The 22,958-nt window shown below is 65.2% G+C and carries 17 protein-coding genes and 2 pseudogenes; 12 read left to right on the plus strand and 7 right to left on the minus strand.

All coding sequences use genetic code 11. The annotated features are described in order from the left end of the window. Positions 1 to 36 precede the first annotated feature (36 nt). A complete protein-coding gene (locus FJ967_RS12255) occupies positions 37 to 516 on the minus strand; it encodes an Lrp/AsnC family transcriptional regulator (protein WP_140731962.1) in 480 nt (159 codons plus the stop codon). A 90-nt stretch (positions 517 to 606) separates the two neighbouring features. Between FJ967_RS12255 and FJ967_RS12260 the strand changes: the two genes are divergently transcribed. The 3 genes from FJ967_RS12260 (at position 607) to FJ967_RS12270 (ending at position 3,247) form a co-directional block, all read left to right on the plus strand. Further along, positions 607 to 1,512, plus strand: a complete 906-nt coding sequence (locus FJ967_RS12260; RefSeq protein ID WP_140731963.1) for a DMT family transporter — start codon at positions 607 to 609, stop codon at positions 1,510 to 1,512. Positions 1,513 to 1,655: 143 nt separating this feature from the next. Beyond that, positions 1,656 to 2,804 (plus strand): histidine kinase dimerization/phosphoacceptor domain -containing protein, encoded by a 1,149-nt coding sequence (locus tag FJ967_RS33950; RefSeq protein WP_140731964.1) that lies wholly within the window; start codon positions 1,656 to 1,658, stop codon positions 2,802 to 2,804. Then, the gene (locus FJ967_RS12270; RefSeq protein WP_140731965.1) at positions 2,801 to 3,247 is read left to right on the plus strand and encodes a response regulator; all 447 of its coding nucleotides are present in this window, start codon (positions 2,801 to 2,803) and stop codon (positions 3,245 to 3,247) included. The genes FJ967_RS33950 and FJ967_RS12270 overlap by 4 nt, the downstream gene beginning before the upstream one ends. Before the next feature lie 6 nt (positions 3,248 to 3,253). Here the strand turns inward: FJ967_RS12270 and FJ967_RS12275 are convergent, their stop codons facing one another. Further along, complete coding sequence (locus FJ967_RS12275) at positions 3,254 to 4,141, minus strand: dienelactone hydrolase family protein (RefSeq protein WP_140731966.1); 888 nt, start codon at positions 4,139 to 4,141, stop codon at positions 3,254 to 3,256. 260 nt (positions 4,142 to 4,401) lie between these two features. Here FJ967_RS12275 and FJ967_RS33355 point away from each other — a divergent pair, with 260 nt between their 5' ends. Both FJ967_RS33355 and FJ967_RS12280 read left to right on the plus strand, forming a co-directional pair. Continuing rightward, positions 4,402 to 4,557, plus strand: coding sequence for a hypothetical protein (locus tag FJ967_RS33355; protein WP_181175804.1), 156 nt, complete (start codon positions 4,402 to 4,404; stop codon positions 4,555 to 4,557). A 9-nt stretch (positions 4,558 to 4,566) separates the two neighbouring features. Beyond that, positions 4,567 to 5,004 (plus strand): hypothetical protein, encoded by a 438-nt coding sequence (locus FJ967_RS12280; RefSeq protein WP_056573171.1) that lies wholly within the window; start codon positions 4,567 to 4,569, stop codon positions 5,002 to 5,004. Between the two features lie 34 nt (positions 5,005 to 5,038). Here FJ967_RS12280 and FJ967_RS12285 read toward each other — a convergent pair whose 3' ends face one another. Continuing rightward, the gene (locus FJ967_RS12285; RefSeq protein ID WP_140731967.1) at positions 5,039 to 7,354 is read right to left on the minus strand and encodes a glucose/quinate/shikimate family membrane-bound PQQ-dependent dehydrogenase; all 2,316 of its coding nucleotides are present in this window, start codon (positions 7,352 to 7,354) and stop codon (positions 5,039 to 5,041) included. 275 nt (positions 7,355 to 7,629) lie between these two features. Between FJ967_RS12285 and FJ967_RS12290 the strand changes: the two genes are divergently transcribed. After that, complete coding sequence (locus FJ967_RS12290) at positions 7,630 to 10,299, plus strand: UvrD-helicase domain-containing protein (protein WP_140731968.1); 2,670 nt, start codon at positions 7,630 to 7,632, stop codon at positions 10,297 to 10,299. 33 nt (positions 10,300 to 10,332) lie between these two features. Here the strand turns inward: FJ967_RS12290 and FJ967_RS12295 are convergent, their stop codons facing one another. Further along, a complete protein-coding gene (locus FJ967_RS12295; RefSeq protein WP_140731969.1) occupies positions 10,333 to 10,647 on the minus strand; it encodes a hypothetical protein in 315 nt (104 codons plus the stop codon). A gap of 53 nt (positions 10,648 to 10,700) precedes the next feature. Next, positions 10,701 to 11,456, minus strand: a complete 756-nt coding sequence (locus tag FJ967_RS12300; protein ID WP_140732005.1) for a DUF4239 domain-containing protein — start codon at positions 11,454 to 11,456, stop codon at positions 10,701 to 10,703. Positions 11,457 to 11,634: 178 nt separating this feature from the next. Between FJ967_RS12300 and FJ967_RS12305 the strand changes: the two genes are divergently transcribed. The 5 genes and pseudogenes from FJ967_RS12305 to FJ967_RS12325 all read left to right on the plus strand — a co-directional run bounded on the left by FJ967_RS12305 (position 11,635) and on the right by FJ967_RS12325 (position 17,196). Next, positions 11,635 to 12,705 carry an ATP-binding protein gene (locus tag FJ967_RS12305; protein WP_140731970.1) on the plus strand — a complete coding sequence of 357 codons (1,071 nt, stop codon included), beginning with the start codon at positions 11,635 to 11,637 and terminating at the stop codon, positions 12,703 to 12,705. Further along, positions 12,702 to 13,358: a response regulator transcription factor gene (locus tag FJ967_RS12310; RefSeq protein WP_140731971.1), complete on the plus strand. Its 657-nt coding sequence runs from the start codon at positions 12,702 to 12,704 to the stop codon at positions 13,356 to 13,358. The genes FJ967_RS12305 and FJ967_RS12310 overlap by 4 nt, the downstream gene beginning before the upstream one ends. Positions 13,359 to 13,701: 343 nt before the next feature. Next, complete coding sequence (locus FJ967_RS12315; protein ID WP_140731972.1) at positions 13,702 to 13,953, plus strand: hypothetical protein; 252 nt, start codon at positions 13,702 to 13,704, stop codon at positions 13,951 to 13,953. A 153-nt stretch (positions 13,954 to 14,106) separates the two neighbouring features. Then, positions 14,107 to 15,859: pseudogene (locus FJ967_RS12320) on the plus strand (ABC transporter permease subunit). Positions 15,860 to 15,882: 23 nt separating this feature from the next. Further along, positions 15,883 to 17,196, plus strand: a complete 1,314-nt coding sequence (locus FJ967_RS12325; RefSeq protein ID WP_140731973.1) for a nitrate/sulfonate/bicarbonate ABC transporter ATP-binding protein — start codon at positions 15,883 to 15,885, stop codon at positions 17,194 to 17,196. Between the two features lie 18 nt (positions 17,197 to 17,214). Here FJ967_RS12325 and FJ967_RS12330 read toward each other — a convergent pair whose 3' ends face one another. Then, complete coding sequence (locus tag FJ967_RS12330) at positions 17,215 to 18,768, minus strand: trimethylamine methyltransferase family protein (RefSeq protein WP_140731974.1); 1,554 nt, start codon at positions 18,766 to 18,768, stop codon at positions 17,215 to 17,217. A 13-nt stretch (positions 18,769 to 18,781) separates the two neighbouring features. Next, positions 18,782 to 21,192 (minus strand): annotated as a pseudogene (locus tag FJ967_RS12335) (FAD-dependent oxidoreductase). 281 nt (positions 21,193 to 21,473) lie between these two features. Between FJ967_RS12335 and FJ967_RS12340 the strand changes: the two are divergent. After that, positions 21,474 to 22,940 (plus strand): esterase-like activity of phytase family protein, encoded by a 1,467-nt coding sequence (locus FJ967_RS12340; RefSeq protein ID WP_140731975.1) that lies wholly within the window; start codon positions 21,474 to 21,476, stop codon positions 22,938 to 22,940. Positions 22,941 to 22,958: the final 18 nt, after the last annotated feature.

Below are 22,958 nucleotides of genomic sequence, written 5' to 3' on the forward strand. Positions count from 1 at the left end.
CAGGCCTGGATCGCTCTCTTTTGGAGACCCGCAACCTTACGTTGGCCGTTTCACCGCCGCCAGCGGCGAGCGCGCGACCACCGGCGACGATTGGATGATCGCCGTATTGGTCATCGCATAGGGGATGATGCGGTCGATTATCCGTTCGAGCTCGCCAACCGAGGCGACATGCGCCAGCGCGATGAAACAGTCTTCACCGGTCACGCGGTCGCATTGCGCGATCTCGGGCAGGCCACGGATGATCCCGGCCACGACCGACAACTGTCCCGGCACCGGCCGGATGCGCAGCCACGCCGAAAGTTTCAGGCCAAGCGCGGCGGGGTTGATCCTGACGCGATAGGCCTCGATCACGCCGTTCTCCTGCAGCCGCTTGACGCGCTCCGCCACGCTCGGCGCCGACAGGCCGACAGAGCGTGCCAGTTCCGCGGTGGAGATGCGCGCATCCTCTTCCAGCAGGCGCAGGATTTTCATATCCGCCGCATCGAGATCGGCACTTTCGGTTCGAAGGCGCTTCACCTGGATTTCCCTTTCTTCAGCGAGGAAATTAGCCATAGGGGCTGGGCATCATCCATGTAGTTGGTAGAAAACGCCTGCGATACTGATCGCATGAACGACCAAGCGCAAGCTTCCACCGCCAACCCCGCCCGCTCCGCCCTCGGCGGGCTGGCGACAGGAATGCCGCCGCATCTCTGGTTCTGTGTCAGTGCCATCTTTCACTATCTCGGTCCGGCCTTCGCCGTGCTGCTTTTCCCGCATGTCGGCGTGCTCGGCATGGCGTGGCTGCGCATCGCCACCGCTGCGCTGATCTTCGCGCCGCTGACCCGCCCCTGGCGAACCTTTGCCAATGCCGCTCCTCGGGCGCGCCTGCTGTTGATGGCCTTCGGCGCATGCCTTGCCGTGATGAACTGCTCGTTTTACCAGGCGCTCGACCGCCTGCCGATCTCGCTCGTGGCAGCGATCGAATTCGTCGGCACGATCGGCATAGCGCTCGCCGGCCTCAGGAGCGCCCGCAATCTGGCCGCCCTTGCCGTCGCCGTCGCCGGCACCTTGTTGTTGATCGACGTCAAATGGTCGAGCGACCCGGTCGGGCTGTTCTGGGCCTTCCTCAACGGCGCGCTCTTCGTCGGCTACATCGTGCTTGGCCACCGCGTTGCCCGCGCGGGTGCCGGCGACGGCATCGCCGGCCTTGGCGCCGCCATGGCGGTGGCCTTCCTCGTCGTGCTCCCGATCGGCCTGACCGACGCCCTGCCCGCCTTTTTCTCGCCGCCGCTTCTCGTCGCGGCCATCGGCGTCGGCATCTGCTCGTCCGTCATCCCCTATGTCTGCGACCAGCTTGCCATGGCGCGGCTGCCGCGCGCCAGCTTCGCGCTGATGCTGTCGCTTTTGCCCGTGACCGCGACGCTGATCGGCGTCGTCGTGCTGCGCCAGGTCCCCACGCCGGCCGACTGCCTCGGCATCGCACTGGTTGTTGCCGGTGTCGCCTTTCACAAGCCGGGCTCGGCCGGCTCGTGAAGAAATCGCTTTTCCTCTCAGTCGGTTGAAAAAAACCTTGCTTGGTTCCCAGCCTGCGACGAACTGCGGCAGGCCGCTCGAAAATGAACCAAATCCGACTTTGAGCCGTTGTCTCCCCACGAAAATTGGCTTGGAGCGACGCGATGGAGTGGAAACGGACCAGGGAACCGGCCGATGCATGGCACATGACCGACGACCTTCATGTCGAGCAAGGCAAGGGCGATCCCTTCGCCGCGGCCATTCGCGCCACGCGCATGTCGATGATCATCACCGACCCGCGCCGGCAGGACAATCCGATCGTTTTCGCCAACGACGCCTTCCTGCGGCTGACGGGTTATGAGCGCCACGAAATCATCGGCAAGAACTGCCGGTTTCTGCAGGGGCCAAAGAGCGACAAGGCGGCAATCGCGCAGATACGCGACGCGATCGCAGGCGAAAACGATCTCAGCGTCGATATCCTGAACTACCGCAAGGACGGTTCGACCTTCTGGAACGCGCTCTACATCAGCCCGGTCTCCAACGGCAAAGGCGAACTGCAATTCTTCTTTGCCTCGCAGCTCGATGTCTCGGACCGCAAGCGTTCGGAACATCGCATCACAGCGGACAAGGATCGCTTCGAGAAGGCGGTGAAGGAACGCACCGCGGAACTCGAGGCAGCACTCGAGGCGCAGACCACGCTTCTCCACGAGGTCGATCATCGCGTGAAGAACAATCTGCAGATGATCTCGTCCCTCATCCTCATGCAGAGCCGCACCATCAATGACGAGAACCTGAAACGCTCGCTGGGAACGATGCTGGAGCGCATCGAGGCGCTCAGCACGGTGCATCGCCGGCTCTACCAGTCCAAGGATGTCAGCAAGTTCGATGTGTCGGACTTTGCCAGGGATCTCGTCTCCGACCTGCTTACGGCTTCGGGACGTTCGGAAATCAGTCCGACACTCGATCTCGAACCCATCGTCATTCCGGCCGAGAAGGCAACGCCGGTGGCGCTGATGGTCAACGAGCTCGTCACCAACGCGCTGAAGCATGCCTTCAAGGAAGGGCCCGACGGCACGAGATCGGGCAGGCTTGGCATCAAGATGAGCCAGCCGGACGGCCATTTGAACATCGAGGTCTCGGATGACGGCGTCGGCATGGCCGATGCCAATGCCGACGCTTCTTTCGGCATGCGGCTGATCAAGTCGCTTGCCCGCCAACTGCGCGCCGACATCGAATGGCGCGATGCCGGTCCTGGCACCCGCGTCGTCATTTCGATGCCCAACGGGCCGCAGCACAAAGGGGATCCGTCATGATTGAACCACTCAAGGTCCTGATCGTAGAGGACGAGGCGCTGCTGGCCATGGAACTTGAAAGCCTGGTCGAAGACGCCGGCCACAGCGTGGTGGGCTGGGCGACATCCCTGGCCGAAGCAAGGGAAGTGGTCGATTCGACGCGCGCCGACATCGCCTTTGTCGACATCCACCTGACCGACGGCCCGACCGGCGTCGATGTCGCCGAATATATCGGCAACAGGAAGAATGCGATGGTGGTGTTCATGACCGCCAATCCGAAGCGCATTCCGGATCATTTCGCCGGCGCGATCGGCGTCATCGCCAAGCCCTATACGATGAATGGCGTGACCTCCGCCTTGCGCTACCTGCAGGAAGGCGTGCGGCGCCCGCCGCCGAAATCGGAACGTCCGGCGGGCTTCACCCTGTCGCCGGCCTTCGAGACGGTCTGGGCGCCGGCGACGTGACGGGGGTCAGGCCAGTTTCTGCTTCAGGAAGGCGATGGTCCTGCCCCAGGCCAGATCGGCCGCCTTCTTGTCGTAGCGCGCCGCAGAAGTGTCGTTGTTGAAGGCATGGTTGGCGCCCTCGTAGACATAGACCGTGTATTCGACATGGGCAGCGTCGAGTTCCTTCTTGAAGGCATCGATGCCGGCATTGATACGCTCGTCGAGGCCGCCATAGTGCAGTAGCAGCGCAGCCTTGATTCTCGACGCGTCGGCGGCCTTCGGCTGCATGCCGTAATAGGCGACGCTGGCGGATAGGTCGGGCGCATTGACGGCCAGCATGTTGGCTGTGCCGCCGCCCCAGCAGAAACCGATGGCACCGACCTTGCCATTGCCGTCCTTGTCGGCCTTCAGGAAGGCGATCGTCGCCACGCCATTGGCGATGGTCTGTGCCGGATCGAGTTTCGAGAACAGGTCGCGCGCCTTGTCCTCGTCGGCGGGTGTGCCGCCGAGCGGCGACAGGAAATCGGGCGCGAGCGCCACGAATCCCTCCAGCGCGACGCGCCGGGCAATGTCGCGGATATGCGGATTGAGCCCCCTGTTTTCATGGATGACGATGACCGTGCCGAGCTTGCCGGTCTGGTTCGCCGGTTTGACCAGATAGCCCTTCATCTCGCCGCCGCTGCCGGGATAGGTGATGTCCTCACCCTTCACGCGGGCATCGGTCTCGGCCATGATTGCCGCCTGGGCCGAGTTCGCCGCCAGCATCGGCGCGATCGCGGCCGCCGCCGCGCCCGATCCTGCAAGCCTGGTCAGTTGCTCCATGAAGCGGCGGCGATCCAGCGTCAGATGCGTGTACTCGTCATAGGCATCGATCATCGCCTGGGTGATGACAGGCTTCGTGGTGACGTCGGTCATGGGCTTCCTCGATCTCGCTGTGTCGATTTTCGGTGTCGTCTTCAGTGCCGTCTTCAGTGTCTGGGCCATTCCCAAGATAGAGGCGTGCCTGGCACCGTCCAGTCACGGCCCGATGACGCCTTGCGCCGCGATCCGCATCGGTCCGTGGATCATCACGTTTTCGTCATCGGCGATAAATTGGTGGCGCTGCCACAATAGTAGGCGAAACTTGCTGATCGGCCGCCCCGTCCGGCGGCAACGGTCCCGAAGGAGCGATCGAGATGACCATGACCTCGCCGATCCTGGCAACCGCCTTCATGGTTGCCGCAGCCATCATTCTGGCGATGCGCGCGGCATTTGTCGCCGCGAGCCGCAGGTCCATGGTCAAGGTTCGCAGCCGCCGGCCAATCCGCGCAAACAACAAAATCCAAGGTTGAGGTGAAGTCATGGACGTACAGGACATCGTGAACACCGTCTCGCAAAAGGCCGGTCTCGACCAGGCGACGACGGAAAAAGTCGTCGGCACCATTTTCTCGGTGCTCGAGCACGAGGCGGAAGGCACCAGCGCTTCCTCTTTTTTCGCCAAGATTCCCGGCGCCGACGCGCTGGCGCAGAAATATGACGTCATGGCCGCCGCCCCTGCCGGCGGCGGCGGCGGTTTCCTGTCCTCGCTGCAGGGCGCGCTTGGCGGCGTGCTCGGCGAAAAGGCGGGCGCGCTGGTCAACGGCCTGGCCGCGCTCAAGGCCTCCGGCCTCGACCTGGCGCAGATCCAGAAGGCCGGCGAAACGCTTGTCCAGCAGGCCGAGGCCGCGGCAGGCCCCGATCTGACCAACCAGGTGCTGGGCTCCGTGCCGAGCCTGAAGAGCCATCTCGGGCTCGGCTGACCGCAACCTCGCCAAGCCCGGCAACGTCGCCCGGTTATTTCGGCAGCGCGTAGGCCATCACATAATCGCCGGGCTTGGTGCCAACCGAGCCATGGCCGCCGGCGACGATGACCACGAACTGGCGCCCGTCGGCGACCGTATAGGTCATCGGCGTCGATTGGCCGCCGGCCGGCAGTCGCGCCTGCCAGAGTTGCTTGCCTGACGTCAGGTCGTAGGCACGCAGATAATCGTCGACCGCCGCTCCGAGGAAGGCGACGCCTCCGGCGGTGATCATCGGCCCACCGATGCCGGGCACGCCGACCTTCAGCGGCAGCGGCAACGGCGTCATGTCGTAGACGGTACCGTTGCGGTGCTTGTAGGCGATCTGTCCTGTCCTCAGATCGGCGCCGGCGACATAGCCCCAGGGCGGCGCCTGGCAGGGAATGCCGAGCGGCGACAGGAACGGCCCCATCACCACGGCATAGGGAGCGCCCTCGTTGCGATTCAGCCCCTGTTCGCTGCCGCGCCCGCCATCCGGCGGCGGCACCTGGTCGCGCGGGACGAGCCGCGACTTGAATGCCAGATAGGTCGGCATGCCGAACATCACCTGCCGCACCGGGTCGACCGCCACCCCACCCCAGTTGAAGGTGCCGAAATTGCCGGGATAGATCAGCGACCCCTGCACGGAGGGCGGCGTGTAACGGCCCTCGTAGCGCAGGCCCTGGAATTCGATCCGGCAGGCCAGCTGGTCGAACATGGTGATGCCCCACATGTCGGCGCCTGTCAGCGGCTTCGGCATGAAGGTGAGATCGGAAACCGGCTGCGTCGGTGACGTGTGGTCGCCTTCGATCGCGCCGCCAGGCGCCGGCACTTCGTTGACCGCGATCACCGGCTCGCCGGTGCGCCGGTCGAGCACATAGAGGTCGCCCTGCTTGGTCGGCCCGACGAGTGCCGGCACCACGCTGCCGTCGGCCTTGGTGATGTCGATCAGGCTCGGTTGCGCCGGCACGTCCATGTCCCACAGGTCATGGTGCACCGTCTGGCGCACCCATTTCAGTTGCCCGGTGTTGAGGTCGAGCGCGGTGATCGAGGAGGAGAATTTCTCCACATTGGCGCTACGGCCCATGCCGAGCTGGTCCGGCGTCTGGTTGCCGAGCGGCACATAGAGCAGGCCGAGCTTCTCGTCGGCGCTCGGCGTCGACCACATGTTGGGCGAATTGGCGGTGTAGGTCTGGCCCGGCGCCAGCGGCACCGTCTGGTCCGGATTGCCGGAATCCCAGTTCCACAGCAATTTTCCGGTGCCGGCGTCATAGGCGCGGATGACGCCGGAGGGCTCCTGCGTCGAATAATTGTCGTTGACCGCGCCGCCGACGATGATCTTGCCGCCCGCGATCAGCGGCGCCGAGGTCGAATAGTAATAGCCCGACTTCGGATAGGGCATGTTGGTCATGAGATTGAGTGTGCCGCCCTCGGCGAAGGCGGGGCAAACCTGCCCGGTGGCAGCGTCGAGCGCGATCAGCCGCGCGTCCGACGTCGGCAGGTAGACACGGCTGGCGCAAGGCTGGCCGGAGGCGCCCGCCGCGTCGGCGTAGTAGGACACGCCCCGGCAGGTCTGGTGCTGGCGGTCCTTGTCGAGCTTGATCTTGGGGTCGTAGCGCCACTTCTCCTTGCCGGTCGCCGCATCGACGGCGATGGCGAAATTGTGCGGCGTGCAGAGATAGAGCGTGTCGCCCACCTTGAGCGGCGTCACCTGGTAGGTGGTCTCGCCGACATCGTCCGGACCCTTGACGTCCCCTGTGCGGTAGGTCCAGGCGGGCTGCAGGTTGGCGACATTGTCGGGTGTGATCTGGTCGAGCGGCGAATAGCGCTGGCCGAACTGCGTGCGCCCGTAATAGTGCCATTCGCCAGCCGGCACATCGCCGCCGAGATTGGCGTTGGGAACCACCTTGTCGGTGTCGAGCGTGCCTCCGATGTCTTTCGGATCCGTGGTCATCGAATAGCCCGCGACCGCCAGCGATGCCAGCACGGCCAGGATCAACGGCGCGCGCCCGTCGGGGCCGGCAAGCCCGCGCCGCGCCCATGGCGTCAGCAGCCACAGCGCCACCAGCACGATGATGCCGCCGCGCGGGCCGAGTTCCCACCAGTCGAAACCGGTCTCCCACACCGCCCAGGCCAGCGTGCCGAGCACGATCGCCGCGTAGAGCCAGAGCGCCGTGGAACGGCGCCGGTAGAGCAGCCAGGCAGCAATCAGGAAGGCGAGGCCGACGATGATATAGTACCAACTGCCGCCCAGCGAAGCCAACCAGATGCCGCCGGCGCCAAGCGCCAGGCCAATGAGGAAAAGGATGAGGGAGGTGATGGTGACAGCCAAGATGATACTCCTTCGACTGTTGCGCGCCCCACTATTGCCCGTCCTGGGGCGGCCTTTGGGCAACCCGGCATTGCGTGCTGCTCCCAGCACAACTTTCTCCCGGCGGCCTTACCTGTCAAGCATAGGTCACGGGCCGGCGGCGGCAAGCTCGTTGCGCCCGCGATTGTTCGCAATGGCTGCCGACACACCGCTCGGGTGGCGGTATAAGGCACTTTACCGGAACAAAACGTAGACAGTTCTGGTCTTTCCCTGCCGAATCACTACATTCGGGGGAAATGTCCGGCTTTTCCGAAGACATGCCCTTTTTCGACGAACCCAATGCGCGGCCCACGGCCCCGTCGGGCATTGCCGCGCGCGCCATGGCTGCCCGCGGCGGCCAGAACAATGCGCCCGACTATCTCAGGGGCCTGAACCCCGAGCAGCGGCTGGCGGTGGAAACCACGGAGGGCCCGGTTCTGGTGCTCGCCGGCGCCGGTACCGGCAAGACACGCGTGCTGACCACCCGCATCGCCCATATCCTGGCCACAGGCAGGGCTTTCCCATCGCAGATTCTCGCCGTGACCTTCACCAACAAGGCGGCGCGCGAGATGAAGCACCGCATCGGCACGCTGATCGGCGAAGGCAATGTCGAAGGCATGCCGTGGCTCGGCACCTTCCACTCGATCGGCGTGAAGCTGCTGCGCCGTCACGCCGAGCTTGCCGGCCTGAGATCCGACTTCACCATTCTCGACACCGACGACGTCGTGCGGCTGATCAAGCAGCTGATCCAGGCCGAGGGTCTCGACGACAAGCGCTGGCCCGCCAAACAGTTCGCCCAGATGATCGACGGCTGGAAGAACAAGGGCCAGGGCCCGGCCGATATCGCCGAGGGCGATGCGCGCGCCTTCGCCAACGGCAAGGGCCGCGAGCTCTACAAGGCCTACCAGGAGCGGCTGCAGACGCTCAACGCCTGCGATTTCGGCGACCTGCTCTATCACCCGATCCGCATCTTCCGCGCCAATCCCGACGTGCTGAAGGACTATCACCGGCGCTTCAAATACATACTCGTCGACGAGTACCAAGACACCAACACCGCGCAATACATGTGGCTGCGGCTCTTGGCGCAAAGGCCGGATGCCGGGCGATCGTCATACACTTCGACCGATCTGCGAACGGCCGAAGGCCGCAAGCCCGACCGGGCGTCCGAGCCTTTGCGAGGCCCTCGCGGAGGGCCCGCGCCGGCAGGCGCGGAACAGCCCGTGAGCGAAAACAAAGTCAACATCTGCTGTGTCGGCGACGACGACCAGTCGATCTATGGCTGGCGCGGCGCCGAGGTCGACAACATCCTGCGCTTCGACAAGGATTTTCCCGGCGCCACCATCATCCGGCTGGAGCGCAACTACCGCTCGACCGCCCACATCCTTGGCGCCGCGTCCCATCTCATCGCCCACAATGAGGGCCGTTTCGGCAAGACGCTGTTCACCGACCGCAACGATCCCGAGGACGGCAAGGTGAACGTCCACGCCGCATGGGATTCCGAGGAGGAAGCCCGCGCCATAGGCGAGACCATCGAAGCCTACCAGCGCGACAAGCACAATCTCAACGACATGGCGATCCTGGTGCGCGCGTCCTTCCAGATGCGCGCCTTCGAGGACCGGTTCATCACGCTCGGCCTCAACTACCGCGTCATCGGCGGCCCGCGCTTCTACGAGCGCATGGAAATCCGCGACGCGCTGGCCTTCTTCCGCGTCGTCGCCAACGGCACCGACGATCTCGCCTTCGAGCGCATCGTCAATGTGCCCAAGCGCGGCCTCGGCGAAGCCACCATCCGCCAGATCCACGACACGGCGCGCGGGCTTCGCATCCCGATGCTGGAGGCGGCGGCAACGCTGGCCGAGAGCGACGAGCTGAAGCCGAAACCGCGCGCGGCGCTGCGCGAGGTCGCGGCCAATTTCGAGCGCTGGCAGAAGGCGCTGGAAAACACCCCACACACCGAACTCGCCGAGACCATTCTCGAAGAGAGCGGCTACACCGACATGTGGAAGAACGACCGTTCGGCGGAAGCGCCCGGCCGGCTGGAGAACCTCAAGGAACTGGTCCGCTCCATGGAGGAGTACGAATCGCTCCGCTCCTTCCTCGAACATGTCGCGCTGGTCATGGACGCCGAGCAGAATGCCGGTCTCGACGCCGTCTCCATCATGACGCTGCATTCGGCCAAGGGGCTCGAATTCGACACCGTCTTCCTGCCCGGCTGGGAGGAAGGCCTCTTTCCCCACCAGCGCGCGCTCGATGAAGGCGGTCGCTCCGGGCTGGAGGAAGAGCGCCGCCTCGCCTATGTCGGCCTGACACGGGCCAAGAAGAACCTGCACCTCTGGTTCGTCTCAAACCGCCTCATCCACGGTCTCTGGCAATCGACCATCCCGTCGCGCTTCCTCGATGAACTGCCGGAAGCCCATGTCGAAATCGCCGAGGCCGGCAATTCCTATGGCGGCTACGGCAATCCCTATGGCGGCGGCTCCTTCGCCTCCGGCCGCGGCGGCCAGGGCGCGGGACGGCAGAACCCCTACGGCGCCTCGCGCTTCGACAATGTCGGCGCGGAAAAATCCGGTGCTTTCGCCAACACCTATTCGACGCCGGGCTGGCAGCGCGCGCAGGCCAACCGCACCGAGGCGACCGACCGCAACTGGGGCACGCGCTCCGGCCATCAGGTCGAGCGCATCGGCTATGGCGAGACGGATTCCGGCTACGGAGCCGGCCGCACCAGCGTGAAAGGCCGCACCATCGAAGGCGAACTGGTCGCCAAATCCGTCGCCGACAAGCCCTCCGCCTTCAGCGTCGGCGACCGCGTCTTCCACCAGAAATTTGGCAACGGCAACATATCAGCCATCGAAGGCAACAAGCTGACCATCGACTTCGACAAGGCCGGCCAGAAACGCGTACTGGACGGGTTTGTTAGCGGGGTGTGAGTTTCTGCTTGGCTGGAAAGCTGGCGAACCGCCTCAATCCACCTTCTTCTCGCCCCGCTCGCCGGCCTTCACGATATCTCCCGTCGTGAACAGGATTTCCTTCAGTTCCGTGCGCCAGTCGGCCTTCTGGCGCAGCAGGAATTCGAGGTCCATGCCGAAATGCTTGAACTCCTCGCTCTGCGCATTCTTCATGATAGCCTTGGCCTGCGGGTCCTTTTCAACCGACATGCGCTGTTCGTACCAGCTTATCGCTTCCGCCTCCTCGATAAGCGAGGTGATCATGCGGGCGAAGGTCCGCACCTTCTGCGACAGTTCTTCAGGCGGCTCGTGATACTGGTCGAAACCCATGTCGTCCTCCGTGGTTATTCCCATGAATGCCTGGGAATGCCGCCGGTTCCGCCTCATCGCTGCAATTCCGCCAATGCCCTTTCCAGCGGCGCCGCCGAAATCTGGATGGGTCCGGAGAACGCCACATCCATGTCCAGGATCAGGTAGATCGCCCCGGCAATCAGCGCGGCCGACACCATAAGGGTTCCGGCGGTGATTGTGTTCTTCGGTGCCCTGAACCCGAAACTGGCGAAGATCAGCGCCAGCCAGGTAACCAGCATGGCGATCAGCGGCCAGGGAATCGTGCCTTCCGACTGCTCGACCAGGACCCAGCGCAGTTCCAGCACCTTCTGCAGGCGCTGGCGTCCGTCCTGCAAAAGGGAACCGTGTAGAGCGTCGGGAGCGGTCAGGCCATTCAGCCGCACGCCAATCTCCGTCAGCAAGCGTTCGGAAAGCTGATTGGCGGCGATGGTCGTTTCGCTGTTTTGTGACGAGGTGTCCACCACCCGCTGCACATAGGCGACCAACGGTTGGCGCACCGCGTCGGTCTGCGGGCCATACTGGCGCAAGGTCCTGTCGAGCAGGATCAGCTCCGTCGCATAGGCGTGCACGTTGTGGTCGATCGATTCGAAGGTGTTCTTGGCCGAGTTGATCATCAGGCCGAGTATCAGCGAGGTCATGACCCCGAACAGATTGGCGGCGAGCCGAACCACCGTGTTCGTGTCGTCATCACGATGCCTGGCCGGCAATCTCGGCCAGATCGTCATGCTGGCGAACGCCGACGCCGCCAGGCACAGGAAAATCACCAATGCGATCAAGGCTTCGCGCATGAACCGCATTTCTGCACGGGACGCACCAATTGCCAATGCCAGGGCGACCCGTCGAAGGCGAAAGTCGAGCGTATTCGTCGTTTCGATGCGATATGGCAGCGCCTTGCCGGGCCAAAAGGTGGCACGGTAGTGTCCTCTTGTCTGCAAACAGGGCAATTTGATCAGCAAGGAGATCGGCATGTCTGGAAGATCATCCTTGCCGCTCCTCTGGCGCCGGCCGCTGCTGCCGGCCCTGCTTGTGCTGCTGGCGGCGGCGATCTTCCTCGCCGATACGATCACCAATCTGGAGATCGCCGTCGCGGTCTTCTATGTCGCCATTGTCCTGATCGCGGTCCGCTATCTCGACCAGCGCGGCGTGGCGATGGTCGCGGCGGCCTGCATGGCGCTGACCGTGCTGAGTTTCTTCCTCACGCGGGCAGGTTCGGTACCGGCAGGCGTGATCAACTGCGCCATCAGCCTGGTGGCGATCGCCGTCACCGCCTATCTGGCGCTGCGCACCGCCGCCGCCGAGGCTTCCGCGCGCGAGGCGCAGGCACAGCTCGCCCACATCACGCGGGTGACGATGCTGGGCGAGTTGACGGCCTCGATCGCCCACGAACTCAACCAGCCGCTGGCGGCGATCGTGTTGAACGGCAACGCCGCCCGGCGCTGGCTGGCGGCCGGCAATCCGGATGAGGCCGGCAAGGCAGCCGAGCGCATCGTCAGAGATGCCGAACGCGCCAGCGAGCTGATCAAGCGCCTGCGCGGCCTGACCCGAAAGGCGGCCGGCAAGGCCGTCTGGCTGGATGCCGATCAGCTGATAGCAGAGACGCTGACCCTGGTGGAGAACGAGGCCGGCAGAAGCCATGTCTCCTTGCGCACAGAACTCGCCGGCAAGCTGCCTCGAGCCGAGGCCGACCCGGTACAGATCCAGCAGGTCATCCTCAACCTCATCCTCAACGCGATCGAGGCGGTGAGCGGAGAGCAAGAGCGCGACGTGACAATCGTGACCAGTGCCGGCAAGCCCGGCGAGATCGTGATCGAAGTCCGCGATTCCGGCCGTGGCCTGAGCGGCGTCCAGCTCGACCATGTCTTCGACGCCTTCTACACCACCAAGCCCGAGGGGCTGGGCATGGGGCTTGCCATCAGCCGCTCGATCGTCGAAAGCCATGGCGGACGCATCTGGGTACAGCCGGCAATGCCGCGCGGTGCCGCATTCTTCTTTTCGCTGCCGGCAGGCAGGACAGGATCGCGCGGGTCGAACCGATGAAGCAAGCCAGCGGATCGGAAACGAGCAAACCGGAACAGATCGTTTTCGTCATCGACGACGATCCCGCCATGCGCGAGGCGCTCGACAGCCTGCTGCGCTCGGTCGGGCTGGATATCAGCTGCTTCGGTTCGGTCGCCGAATTCCTGGGGGCGCCACGGCCGGACATCCCCTCCTGCCTTGTGCTGGACGTGCGCCTGCCCGGCAAAAGCGGCATGGACTTCCACAAAGAGCTTGCCCACTCCGACACCCCCCTCCCCGTCATCATCATGACCGGACATGGCGACATCGCCATGTCCGTGCAGGCGATGAAGACCGGCGCCGTCGATTTCCTGCCAAAGCCGTTCCGCGAGCAGGATCTGCTCGACGCCATCGCCGCCGCCCTGGACAAGGACCGGCTGCGGCGAAGCCATGCGGCCGAGCTCGATATTCTGCGCGCGCGCCTGGCGACGCTGAGCGAGGGCGAACGCGGCGTCGTTGCGCTGGTCGTGCAGGGACGCCTCAACAAGCAGATCGCCGGCGACCTCGGCGTCAGCGAGATTACCGTCAAGGTCCGCCGTGCGCGGGCGATGCGCAAGATGCAGGCCGGGTCGCTTGCCGAGCTCGTGAAAATGATCGACCGGCTCGGCATCGAGCAATCGGATCACGATCGCTAAGCCGTTATTTCCAAATCGATTTTCGGCGCACCGCTTCACCTGCAAGCGCCTGCCATATGCCTGGGTATCGGGCCATATACTTAAGATTCGGCGGCCCGCGTTGACACGCTGTGAGCAGCGGGCGTAAGGCGGCCTGGCTTCGGTTGAGCGGAGCATCAACTCGAGATCGAACAGGTTATGGACAGCTATCCCAGTCGCTGTCCGGATCAAGCCCCAGGCACGGTCCGGACACTGGCCCCGTCAACAAATCTGGTTTCCGGCATGTGGCGCCGGTCGGGCCTGGGCATGGCATAACCCGCCTTCGGCTCGCCTTGCCGTCCCGCCGGACCGCAAGAGGTGAGCCATGAACACCAATGTCATTCCCTTCCGCACGCGCCCGGTCGCGCGCTCTGCCTCTGGCACGCGGTCGTCCGTCGACACAGGCCGGGGTCTGGCCGGCAAGGCGGGCTTCACCACGCCGCCCACCCGGCTCATCTGCACCTGGCGGCGCGGCCCTGTGAGCGGCCGGCTGGAAGCCCGCTGGTCGCGGGAACAGAAACCCGTTTCCGAAGAGGGCGTCAGTTGTCGCAAGGCTCTCGGGCGGCACGCTGCGTGAGTGCCCGTTCGGCACCGATCAAATCCCGACGCTGACCCCCGAACTCCCGCGCTCCGCGCGACCGCCTCCCGGCGGTGCCCTTTCGTGTGTTCCCAATCATCCGGGCTTTCTCCCAAGCCAAATCGCAATCGGCCCATCATCCGGAGGCCAGCCATGATCTTCCTGCCCCACAACCGCAATTCGCTGAGCGAGGCCGCGGCGCTCGCGCGCGGACGCATCGCGCCCAATGTCTACGACACCATCGCCTTCGCCATGCTGGTGGCCTTGCTGGTCCTGCTCGCGCATGGCGCCGCCGGCATGCGCGCGCCGAGCGCCCTGCTGACCAGCACGCCGGTTACGCTCGATCTCGCCAACCTGCCGGACTATGCGCTGCGCACTACGCTGCGCATGTTCGCAGCCATCATCGTGTCGCTGATCTTCACCTTCACCGTGGCGACGCTGGCCGCCAAGAGCCGGCGGGCCGAAATGGTGATCATCCCCGCGCTCGACATCCTGCAGTCGGTGCCGGTGCTGGGCTTCCTCACCTTCACCGTCACCTTCTTCATGGGCCTGTTCCCCGGCAGCCAGCTCGGTGCCGAATGCGCGGCGATCTTCGCCATTTTCACCAGCCAGGCCTGGAACATGGCGTTCTCCTTCTACCAGTCGCTGCGCACCGTGCCGGGCGACCTCGACGAGGTCAGCCGTGGCTTCGGCCTCACGGCCTGGCAGCGCTTCTGGCGGCTGGAAGCGCCCTTCGCGGCACCCGGCCTGGTCTGGAACACCATGATGTCGATGTCGGGCGGCTGGTTCTTCGTCGTCGCCTCCGAAGCCATCACCGTCGGCAACACCACCGTGCAGCTGCCCGGCATCGGTTCCTGGCTGGCGCTTGCCATCGACAGGCAGGATTTCGCGGCCGTCGCCTGGGCGGTGCTCGCCATGGCGATCCTCATCCTGCTCTACGACCAGTTGCTGTTCCGCCCTGTCGTCGCCTGGGCCGACAAGTTCCGCTTCGAACAGACCGCCAGCCAGGAAAAGCCTCACTCCTGGGTCTACGACATAGTGCGCCGGGCGCGTCTGCTGCGGACCCTCGGCCTGCCGCTCGGCTGGCTGTGGCAGCGCGCCATGCTGCTGCGCCTCGGCAAGCGCACCATGCCGGCGGCCACGGTCGCTTCGCAGCGCGTCTCGCGCGTGATCGACATCGCGTGGCTCGGCCTGGTGCTGCTTGTCGCTCTGGGGCGTCGTCGAGACGGTGTTCTATCTCAGCCAGACGCTGGGCTGGGGCGATGTCGTCGAAGCCTTCAGCGGCGGCCTTCTGACCTTGGCTCGCGTCATCGTACTGATCGCGGTGGCGAGCGTGATCTGGGTGCCGATCGGCGTCTGGATCGGCCTGCGCCCGGCAGTCGCCGAGCGTGTGCAGCCGCTGGCGCAGTTCCTCGCCGCCTTCCCCGCCAACGTGCTGTTTCCGTTCGCGGTGATCGCCATCGTCGCCACCGGCGCGAGCCCGAGCATCTGGCTGTCGCCGCTGATGGTGCTGGGCACGCAATGGTACATATTGTTCAACGTCATCGCCGGCGCCAGCGCCTTCCCTTCGGATCTCAAGGAAGCCGCTTCCGTCTTCAGGCTGCGCTCCTGGACATGGTGGCGCAGCGTCATCTTGCCGGGGATTTTCCCCTATTACGTCACCGGCGCGCTGACTGCTTCGGGCGGCTCGTGGAATGCCTCCATCGTCGCCGAACTGGCAAGCTGGGGCAACACCAAGCTCGAGGCCTTCGGGCTCGGCTCCTACATCGCCAAGGCCACCGAAGCCGGCGATTTCCCGCGCGTCGTCCTCGGCACCGCCGTGATGTCGCTGTTCGTCACCTTGTTCAACCGCGCGCTGTGGCGCCCCCTCTACGTCTTTGCCGAACGCCGCATGCGGCTCGACTGACCCAAGAATTCAGGAGACTGATCATGAACCAAGCTGTCATCACCAAGACCTTGCCGCTCGTCGAAGTCCATGGCGTCTGCCAGACCTATGACAAGGGAAGCGCCGGCAAGCTCATCGTCCTCGACCAGGTCGGGCTCACCCTCGCCCCTGGCGAGATCGTCGGCCTGCTCGGCCGCTCCGGCTCCGGCAAGTCGACGCTGCTGCGCTCGATCGCCGGCCTGATCCGCCCCAGCGAGGGCGCCATCACCTTCGAGGGCACGCTCGTTTCGGGCACGCCGGACGGCATCGCCATGGTGTTCCAGAGCTTCGCGCTGTTTCCCTGGCTGACCTTGCTGCAGAATGTCGAACTGGGGCTCGAGGCGAAGGGGGTTTCGCCGGCAGAGCGCCGCAAGCGCGCGCTGTCGGCGATCGACCTGATCGGCCTCGACGGCTTCGAAAACGCCTATCCCAAGGAGCTGTCGGGCGGCATGCGCCAGCGTGTCGGGCTCGCCCGCGCGCTTGTCGTGCATCCCAAGGTGCTGTTGATGGACGAGCCCTTCTCCGCGCTCGACGTGCTGACGGCCGAGACGCTGCGCACCGACCTGCTCGACCTCTGGTCGGAGGGCCGCATGCCGATCGAGTCGATCCTGATGGTGACCCACAACATCGAGGAAGCTGTGCTGATGTGCGACCGCGTGCTGATCTTCTCGTCCAATCCCGGCCGCGTGGTCGCCGAACTCAGGATCGACCTGCTGCAGCCGCGCAACCGGTTGGATCCGGCCTTCCGGGCGTTGGTCGAGGACATCTATGCCCGCATGACCGCCAGGAAGGATGCCCCTGCCCGCGACGGCGTCTTCCCCGGTACGGGCATTGCCATGGTGCTGCCGCGCGTATCGACCAATTTGCTCTCCGGCCTGATCGAGGCGGTCGCGGCACCGCCCTATGTCGGGCACGCCGACCTGCCGCCGCTGGCCGCCAGCCTGCAGCTCGAGATCGACGACCTGTTCCCGATCGCCGAAACCCTGCAATTGCTGCGCTTTGCCGAACTGGCCGAGGGCGACATCCAGCTGACGCCGGCGGGAAAACGCTTCGCCGAAAGCGAGGTCGATGCGCGCAAGCAATTGTTCGCCCAGCAGCTCGCCACCTATGTGCCGCTTGCCGGCCATATCCGCCGCGTGCTCGACGAACGCACCAACCACAAGGCGCCGGCCCGCCGCTTCCGCGACGAGCTGGAGGATCATATGTCGCAGGACTATGCCGAGCAGACGGTGCGGGCCGTCATCAGCTGGGCGCGCTACGCCGAGTATTTCGCCTACGACGAGGAGAGCGACCTGTTCTCGCTCGACAATCCGACATGAGATGGCGGCCGGCGCCGGTCACGACACCGGCGCCGCCCCGCCCTCTTGCGTGCGCCGGGCGATAAACTCGTCCAGCACGCCCGCGGTTGCCGCCGCGGCTGCCGGCGCTTCGAAATCGGCCAGGATGCGCTTCCAGATGCCGGTGGCGCGTTCGGTCGCTGTCTTCGAACCGCTTTGCGTCCAGTTGCCGAAATTCGACCAGTCGGCGACCAGCGGCTCGTAGAAAGCGGTGCGGTAGCGCGCCATGGTGTGGCCGGCCGAGAAGAAATGGCCGCCAGGCTGCACCTCGGCGATCGCCTCGAAGCCGATCGCATCGTCGTCGCCGGGTGTGGCCGCGCACAACTCAGCGACCGTCTGCAGCGCCTCGACATCGGTGACCAGCTTCTCCAGGGAGACGCTGAGGCCGCCTTCCAGCCAGCCGGCGGCGTGGATGCAGACGGTGGCGCCCGACAGCACCGAGCCCCATAGCGCGAACTGCGTCTCATGCGCCGCCTGCGCGTCCGATATATTGGCAGCGCTGCCGCCGCCGGAGCGCCAGGGCAGTCCGATGAAACGCGCCAGCTGGCCAGCGCCGAGCGTCGCCTTGACATGCTCGGGCGTGCCGAAGGCCGGCGCTCCGGATTTCATGTCGACATTGGAGGAGAACGAACCATAGACGACCGGCGCGCCGGGCCGCGCGATCTGCGCCAGCGTCAGCCCGGCTAGCGCCTCGGCATGCTGCAAGGTCAGCGCACCGGCCACCGTGATCGGCGCCATCGCGCCCGCCAGGCAGAACGGGGTAATGATTGACACCTGCCCCGCTTTGGCGAAGTCGATGATGCCTTGCGCCATCGGTATGTCGAGCTGGCGTGGCGAGTTGGTGTTGATGACGGTGTAGCACCAGGCGTCGGCCTCGAACGCGTCGCGCGACAGGCCGCGCGCCAGCCGGACCATCTCGAAACTGTCGTCCACCTGCGGCGTGCCACGGGCGAACACGAAAGGCAGCTTGTCCGACATCGTCAGTTGCGCCCGGTTGACGGCATAGTGGCGGAAGCGGTTGTCGACGTCCTGCGGTTCCACGCAAGGACCCAGCATGTGCAGCACGTCGAAATGCTGCACCAACTTGATGAACTCCTCGAAGGCTTCGAGCGTGCCTGGCCGCCGTCCACGTTCGAGATCGGTGACATTGGGCGCGCCGGACCCGGCGAGAAACGTCATCGAGCCGAGTTCCAGCATCAGGTCGCGGGAGCGGTCGCCGGCCATTGCCTTGATCGATCTTGGCGCCGAAGCCAGCGCCGAAGCCACCATGTCGCGGCCGATGCGCACCATGTCGGTGTCCGGATCGACCAGCGCACCCGCTCGGGCGAAGTACTCGCGCGCCTGCGGCAAGAGCACCTTGATGCCAAGCTCTTCCAGAACGCGCAGCGCCGTGTCGTGGATCGACGCCACCTGATCGTCGGAAAAGATCGGTTGCGGCAGGAACGGGTTCTTCAATGAACGGTAGTCGGGTTTGCGGCTCGATTCGTTGCCGGCCTCACTTGTGCGACCGCGCCGGCGCTCGCGTCTGCTGTCTCGTGCCGCGTCATCGATCATCAGAAGTTCCTCCTCACTGCCGCATCGCCTTGCCCTGGGGATCGTAGGGCGAGGCAGCGATCACACGCGCCGGCCGCTCGACGCCGACAATGTGCACCGAAAGCGCCGTCCCCTCCCCGGTGAAATCGTCGTCCACCAACGCCAGCGCGACGCTCTTGCCGATCGTGTAGCCAAATCCGCCCGAGCTGACGAAGCCAACGCGGCGGCCGGCGTGCCAGACCGGCTCGAAGCCGCTGGCGTCGGCGTCGACGGCGTCGATCTCCAGCGTCACGATCCGCCGCGCGGTGCCGGCCTCGCGCTCTTTCAGCGCCGCCTCGCGGCCAACGAAATCGCCCTTGTCGAAAGATATGAAACGGTCGAGCCCGGTCTGGCCTGGCGTGTAGCCCTGCGTGAATTCGCGCGACCAGATGCCGAAGCTTTCTCCAGCCTGAGGGCATTGAGCGCGTAATAGCCGATTTCGGCCAGGCCGAGGTCCTCGCCGGCGGCAAGCAGCGTCTCGCGCAGCGTGGCGTGCATGCTCACCGGGCAATTGATCTCGAAGCCGAGTTCGCCGGCAATCGACAGCCGCGCCATTCGCGCCGTGACCATGCCGATGTCGAACGCACCGCAGGCCATGAACGGCAGCGCCGTGCTGGAGACGTCCTGATGCGTGGTCCGCTCCAGGATCTTTCGCGCGTTCGGCCCGGTCAGCAGGAAGCCGCTCATGGCGTCGGAGAGATCCGTGATGGTGACGCCGTCGGCCGCATGGCTCTCGAACCAGCGCATATGGAACTCCCTGAGATAGTAGGACCCCATCAGCCAGTAGTCGCCGCCGCCCCAGTTGATAATGGTCAGGTCGCCTTTCAGCCGCCCGTCCGGCCCGAGCATCGGCGCCAGCCGCGCCCGGCCCGCTTTCGGCAGCCTGCAAGCGAGCATCCGGTCGAGCCACGCCTCGGCGCCCGGCCCCGAAATCGCGTAGCGCGAATAGGCCGAGATATCGACAAGACCAGCGGCGCGTCGCGCTTGCAGCGCCTCGTCGCCGACGATGTCGAAGGCATTGGAGCGCCCGAGCGTGGTGTTCTCGCGAAAACCCATCGGTGCGAAATAGGCCGGGATTTCCAGGCCCCATGAGGCCGTCCATTCGCCGCCGGCGGCAGCCATGCCGTCATAGGCGCCGGGGCGCTTCAAGGGCCGGCCCGCCGGCAGCCGCTCATTGGGAAAGGTCATGACGAAGCGGCGCGAATAGAACTGGCGCGTCGTCTGCCTGAGATATTCGCGGTTGGCGGCGAAAGCGCCGTAGCGGGCGATGTCCATGCCGAAGATGTCGGCCCGCGGCTCGCCGAAAATCATCCATTCGGCCAGCGACTTGCCGACGCCGCCGCCCTGGCTGAAGCCCGCCATGACGCCGCAGGCGACCCAGTAGTTCCTGAGGCCGCGCACCGGTCCGACGATGGGGTTACCGTCCGGCGTGAAGGTGAAGGCGCCGTTGACCCACTTGCGGATGCCGGCGCTCGCCAGGCAGGGAAAGCGCTCATGCGCCTTGGCCAGTTCCGGGCTGATACGGTCGATGTCTTCCGGGATAAGCTCGATGCCATAGTCCCATGGCGCGCCGTGCATGTTCCAGTGTTTCGGATTCTGCTCGTAGACACCGAGCAGCACGCCCTTGCGCTCCTGGCGCAGGTAGGAGAACCCGTCGAGGTCGACGGCGATGCCGATCTCGCTGTCGAGCGCGGCGATCTCGGGAATGTCCTCGGTGACGAAATAGTGGTGCTCCATCGGCGTCACCGGCAGGTCGACGCCGGCCATGCGGCCGAGTTGCTTGGCCCACAGGCCGCCGGCATTGACGACATGCTCTGCGACGATGGTGCCCTGCTCGGTGATGACGTCCCAGCTTCCGTCGGCGCGAGTCTTCAACTCGACCACGCGGTTGCGCAGGATCACATCGGCGCCGCGCTTCCTGGCGGCGCCCGCATAGGCATGCGTCGTGCCGTAAGGATCGAGATGGCCCTCGTTGGAATCATGGAGGCCGCCGAGCACGCCGGTGACATCGACGATCGGACAGATCGCCTTGATCTCGTCGGGCGTCACCAGCCGCGCGGTTTCGATGCCGACCGACTGGAACACCGCCCAGGCCGACTTCAGCCATTCCCAGCGCTGCGGATCGCTGGCGATGTTGACGCCGCCGGTCATGTGCAGGCCGATATCCCAGCCGGATTCGGCCTCGATCTCGCGGTAGAGATTGATGGTGTAGTCCTGCAGCGCCGCGACGTTGGGATCGGCGTTCAGCGCGTGAAAACCGGCCGCCGCGTGCCAAGTCGAGCCGGCCGTCAGTTCGGCGCGCTCGATCAGCGCCACGTCGCTCCAGCCAAAGCGCGTCAGGTGATAGAGCACCGAGGCCCCGACCACGCCACCCCCGATGACGACTGCGCGGTAGTGCGATTTCAAGACGTCCTCCCGGTCTGTCAGAAGCCGCCACCATATACGCACTGTACATATGTGTCTAGTGAAGCTGCTTACAACGGATGGCTGATCAAAAATCTCTCATCGTCCACTTGTTGTGTCGGCACTTGGAGCCCCGGCGGCCTGTCGTCGCGCACTGTCACGCAAGCATCATGTTGACGCCTTAGATCGCTTTCGGGGAGGCACGCGCGGCATCATCGATGTGGCACCTCTTTCCATTTTGTCCTTCGCCGCTCCGGCGTGCTTCGTCACAAAGAGGATTATCCATGAAACATCATAACCGGACCGTCGCGCTCGGCGCGGCACTTGCCCTGTTCACCGCCCTCACCCCGGCGCTCGCCGATGGCGTGGCCTACATCAACAAGGGTCTGGTCGGCGTCGGCCGCATCCCGGCCGACCAGCGAGACAAGTTCGGCGAGACCTTCGGCTCGGGCTCGGGCATGGCGATCGACACATCCGGCTGGACGCATGATGCCGGTACCTACAAGGGCTCGCTCTGGCTGCTGCCCGACCGCGGTTACAATGTCGCCGGCACCACCGACTACCGGCCGCGCCTCAACACCATCGGCATCGAGTTCACGCCTGTCGCGCCGGGCACTGCTCCCGCCGCCGGCCAGGAGCAGGCAGGCGTCAAGGCGACGCTTGCCGACACCCTGCTTCTCACCGACGACAAGGGCGCCGACGCCACCGGCCTCGATCCGCTGTCGGACGTGCGCCCGGCCGCCGGTGACATGCCGATGCTGCCCGTCGCCACCAACGGCAAGCTCGCCCTCGATAATGAGGCGATCGTGCGGCTGCCGGACGGCTCGATGTTCATCTCCGACGAATACGGCCCCAACATCTACCGGTTCTCGGCTGAAGGCCGCCTGATGTCGGCGACCCAGCCGCCGGCGGCCCTCGTGCCGATGCGCAAGGGGAAGCCGAATTTCTCCTCCGACAATCCCGGCCCGGGCGCCTCCGACCCTGATCCGAAGGACCCCGAAACCGGGCGTCAGAACAACCAGGGCCTGGAGGGCATGGCGATGACGCCGGACGGCAAATACCTGATCGCGGTGCTGCAGTCGGCTCCGCGGCAGGATGGCGGCGATTCGGCTTCGACGCGCCAGAACACCAGGGCGCTGGTCTATGACGCCTCCGACCTCGCCCATCTGAAGCTCGCGCATGAGTATGTCGTGCCGCTGCCGGTGTTCAAGGATGCCAAGGGCAAGACCAAGGTCGCCGCGCAAAGCGAGATCGTGGCGCTTTCGGACACGTCGTTCCTGATGCTGGCGCGCGACAGCGGCAACGGCCAGGGGCTGAAGGGCGATGCCTCGCTCTACCGCAAGATCGACATCGTCGATCTCTCCGGCGCGACCGACATCGCCAATGGTCCGTTCGACGCCGCCGACAAGCCGGTCGCCGCCAAGGGCGTGCTCGATCCATCGGTGACGCCGGCCAAGCTGACGCCGTTCATCGACATCAACGACGCCGCCGAGCTCGGCCGCTTCGGCCTGCACAATGGCGGAGCGAAGGACCACAACGAGCTCTCGGAGAAATGGGAAGCGATGTCGGTCGTGAGCGTGCTCGACCCGAAGCTGCCCGACGACTATTTCCTGTTCGTCGGCAACGACAATGACTTCCTCGCCCAGGACGGCTTCCAGGTCGGCGCGCCCTACAAGGCCGATGACGGCGCCGATGTCGACACCATGTTCCTGGTCTATCAGGTAACGCTGCCGGGCCTGGCGAAGAAGTAACAATCATCGCAGGGCGGG

This window comes from Mesorhizobium sp. B2-3-4 (genome assembly GCF_006442315.1).
GTDB lineage: Bacteria > Pseudomonadota > Alphaproteobacteria > Rhizobiales > Rhizobiaceae > Mesorhizobium.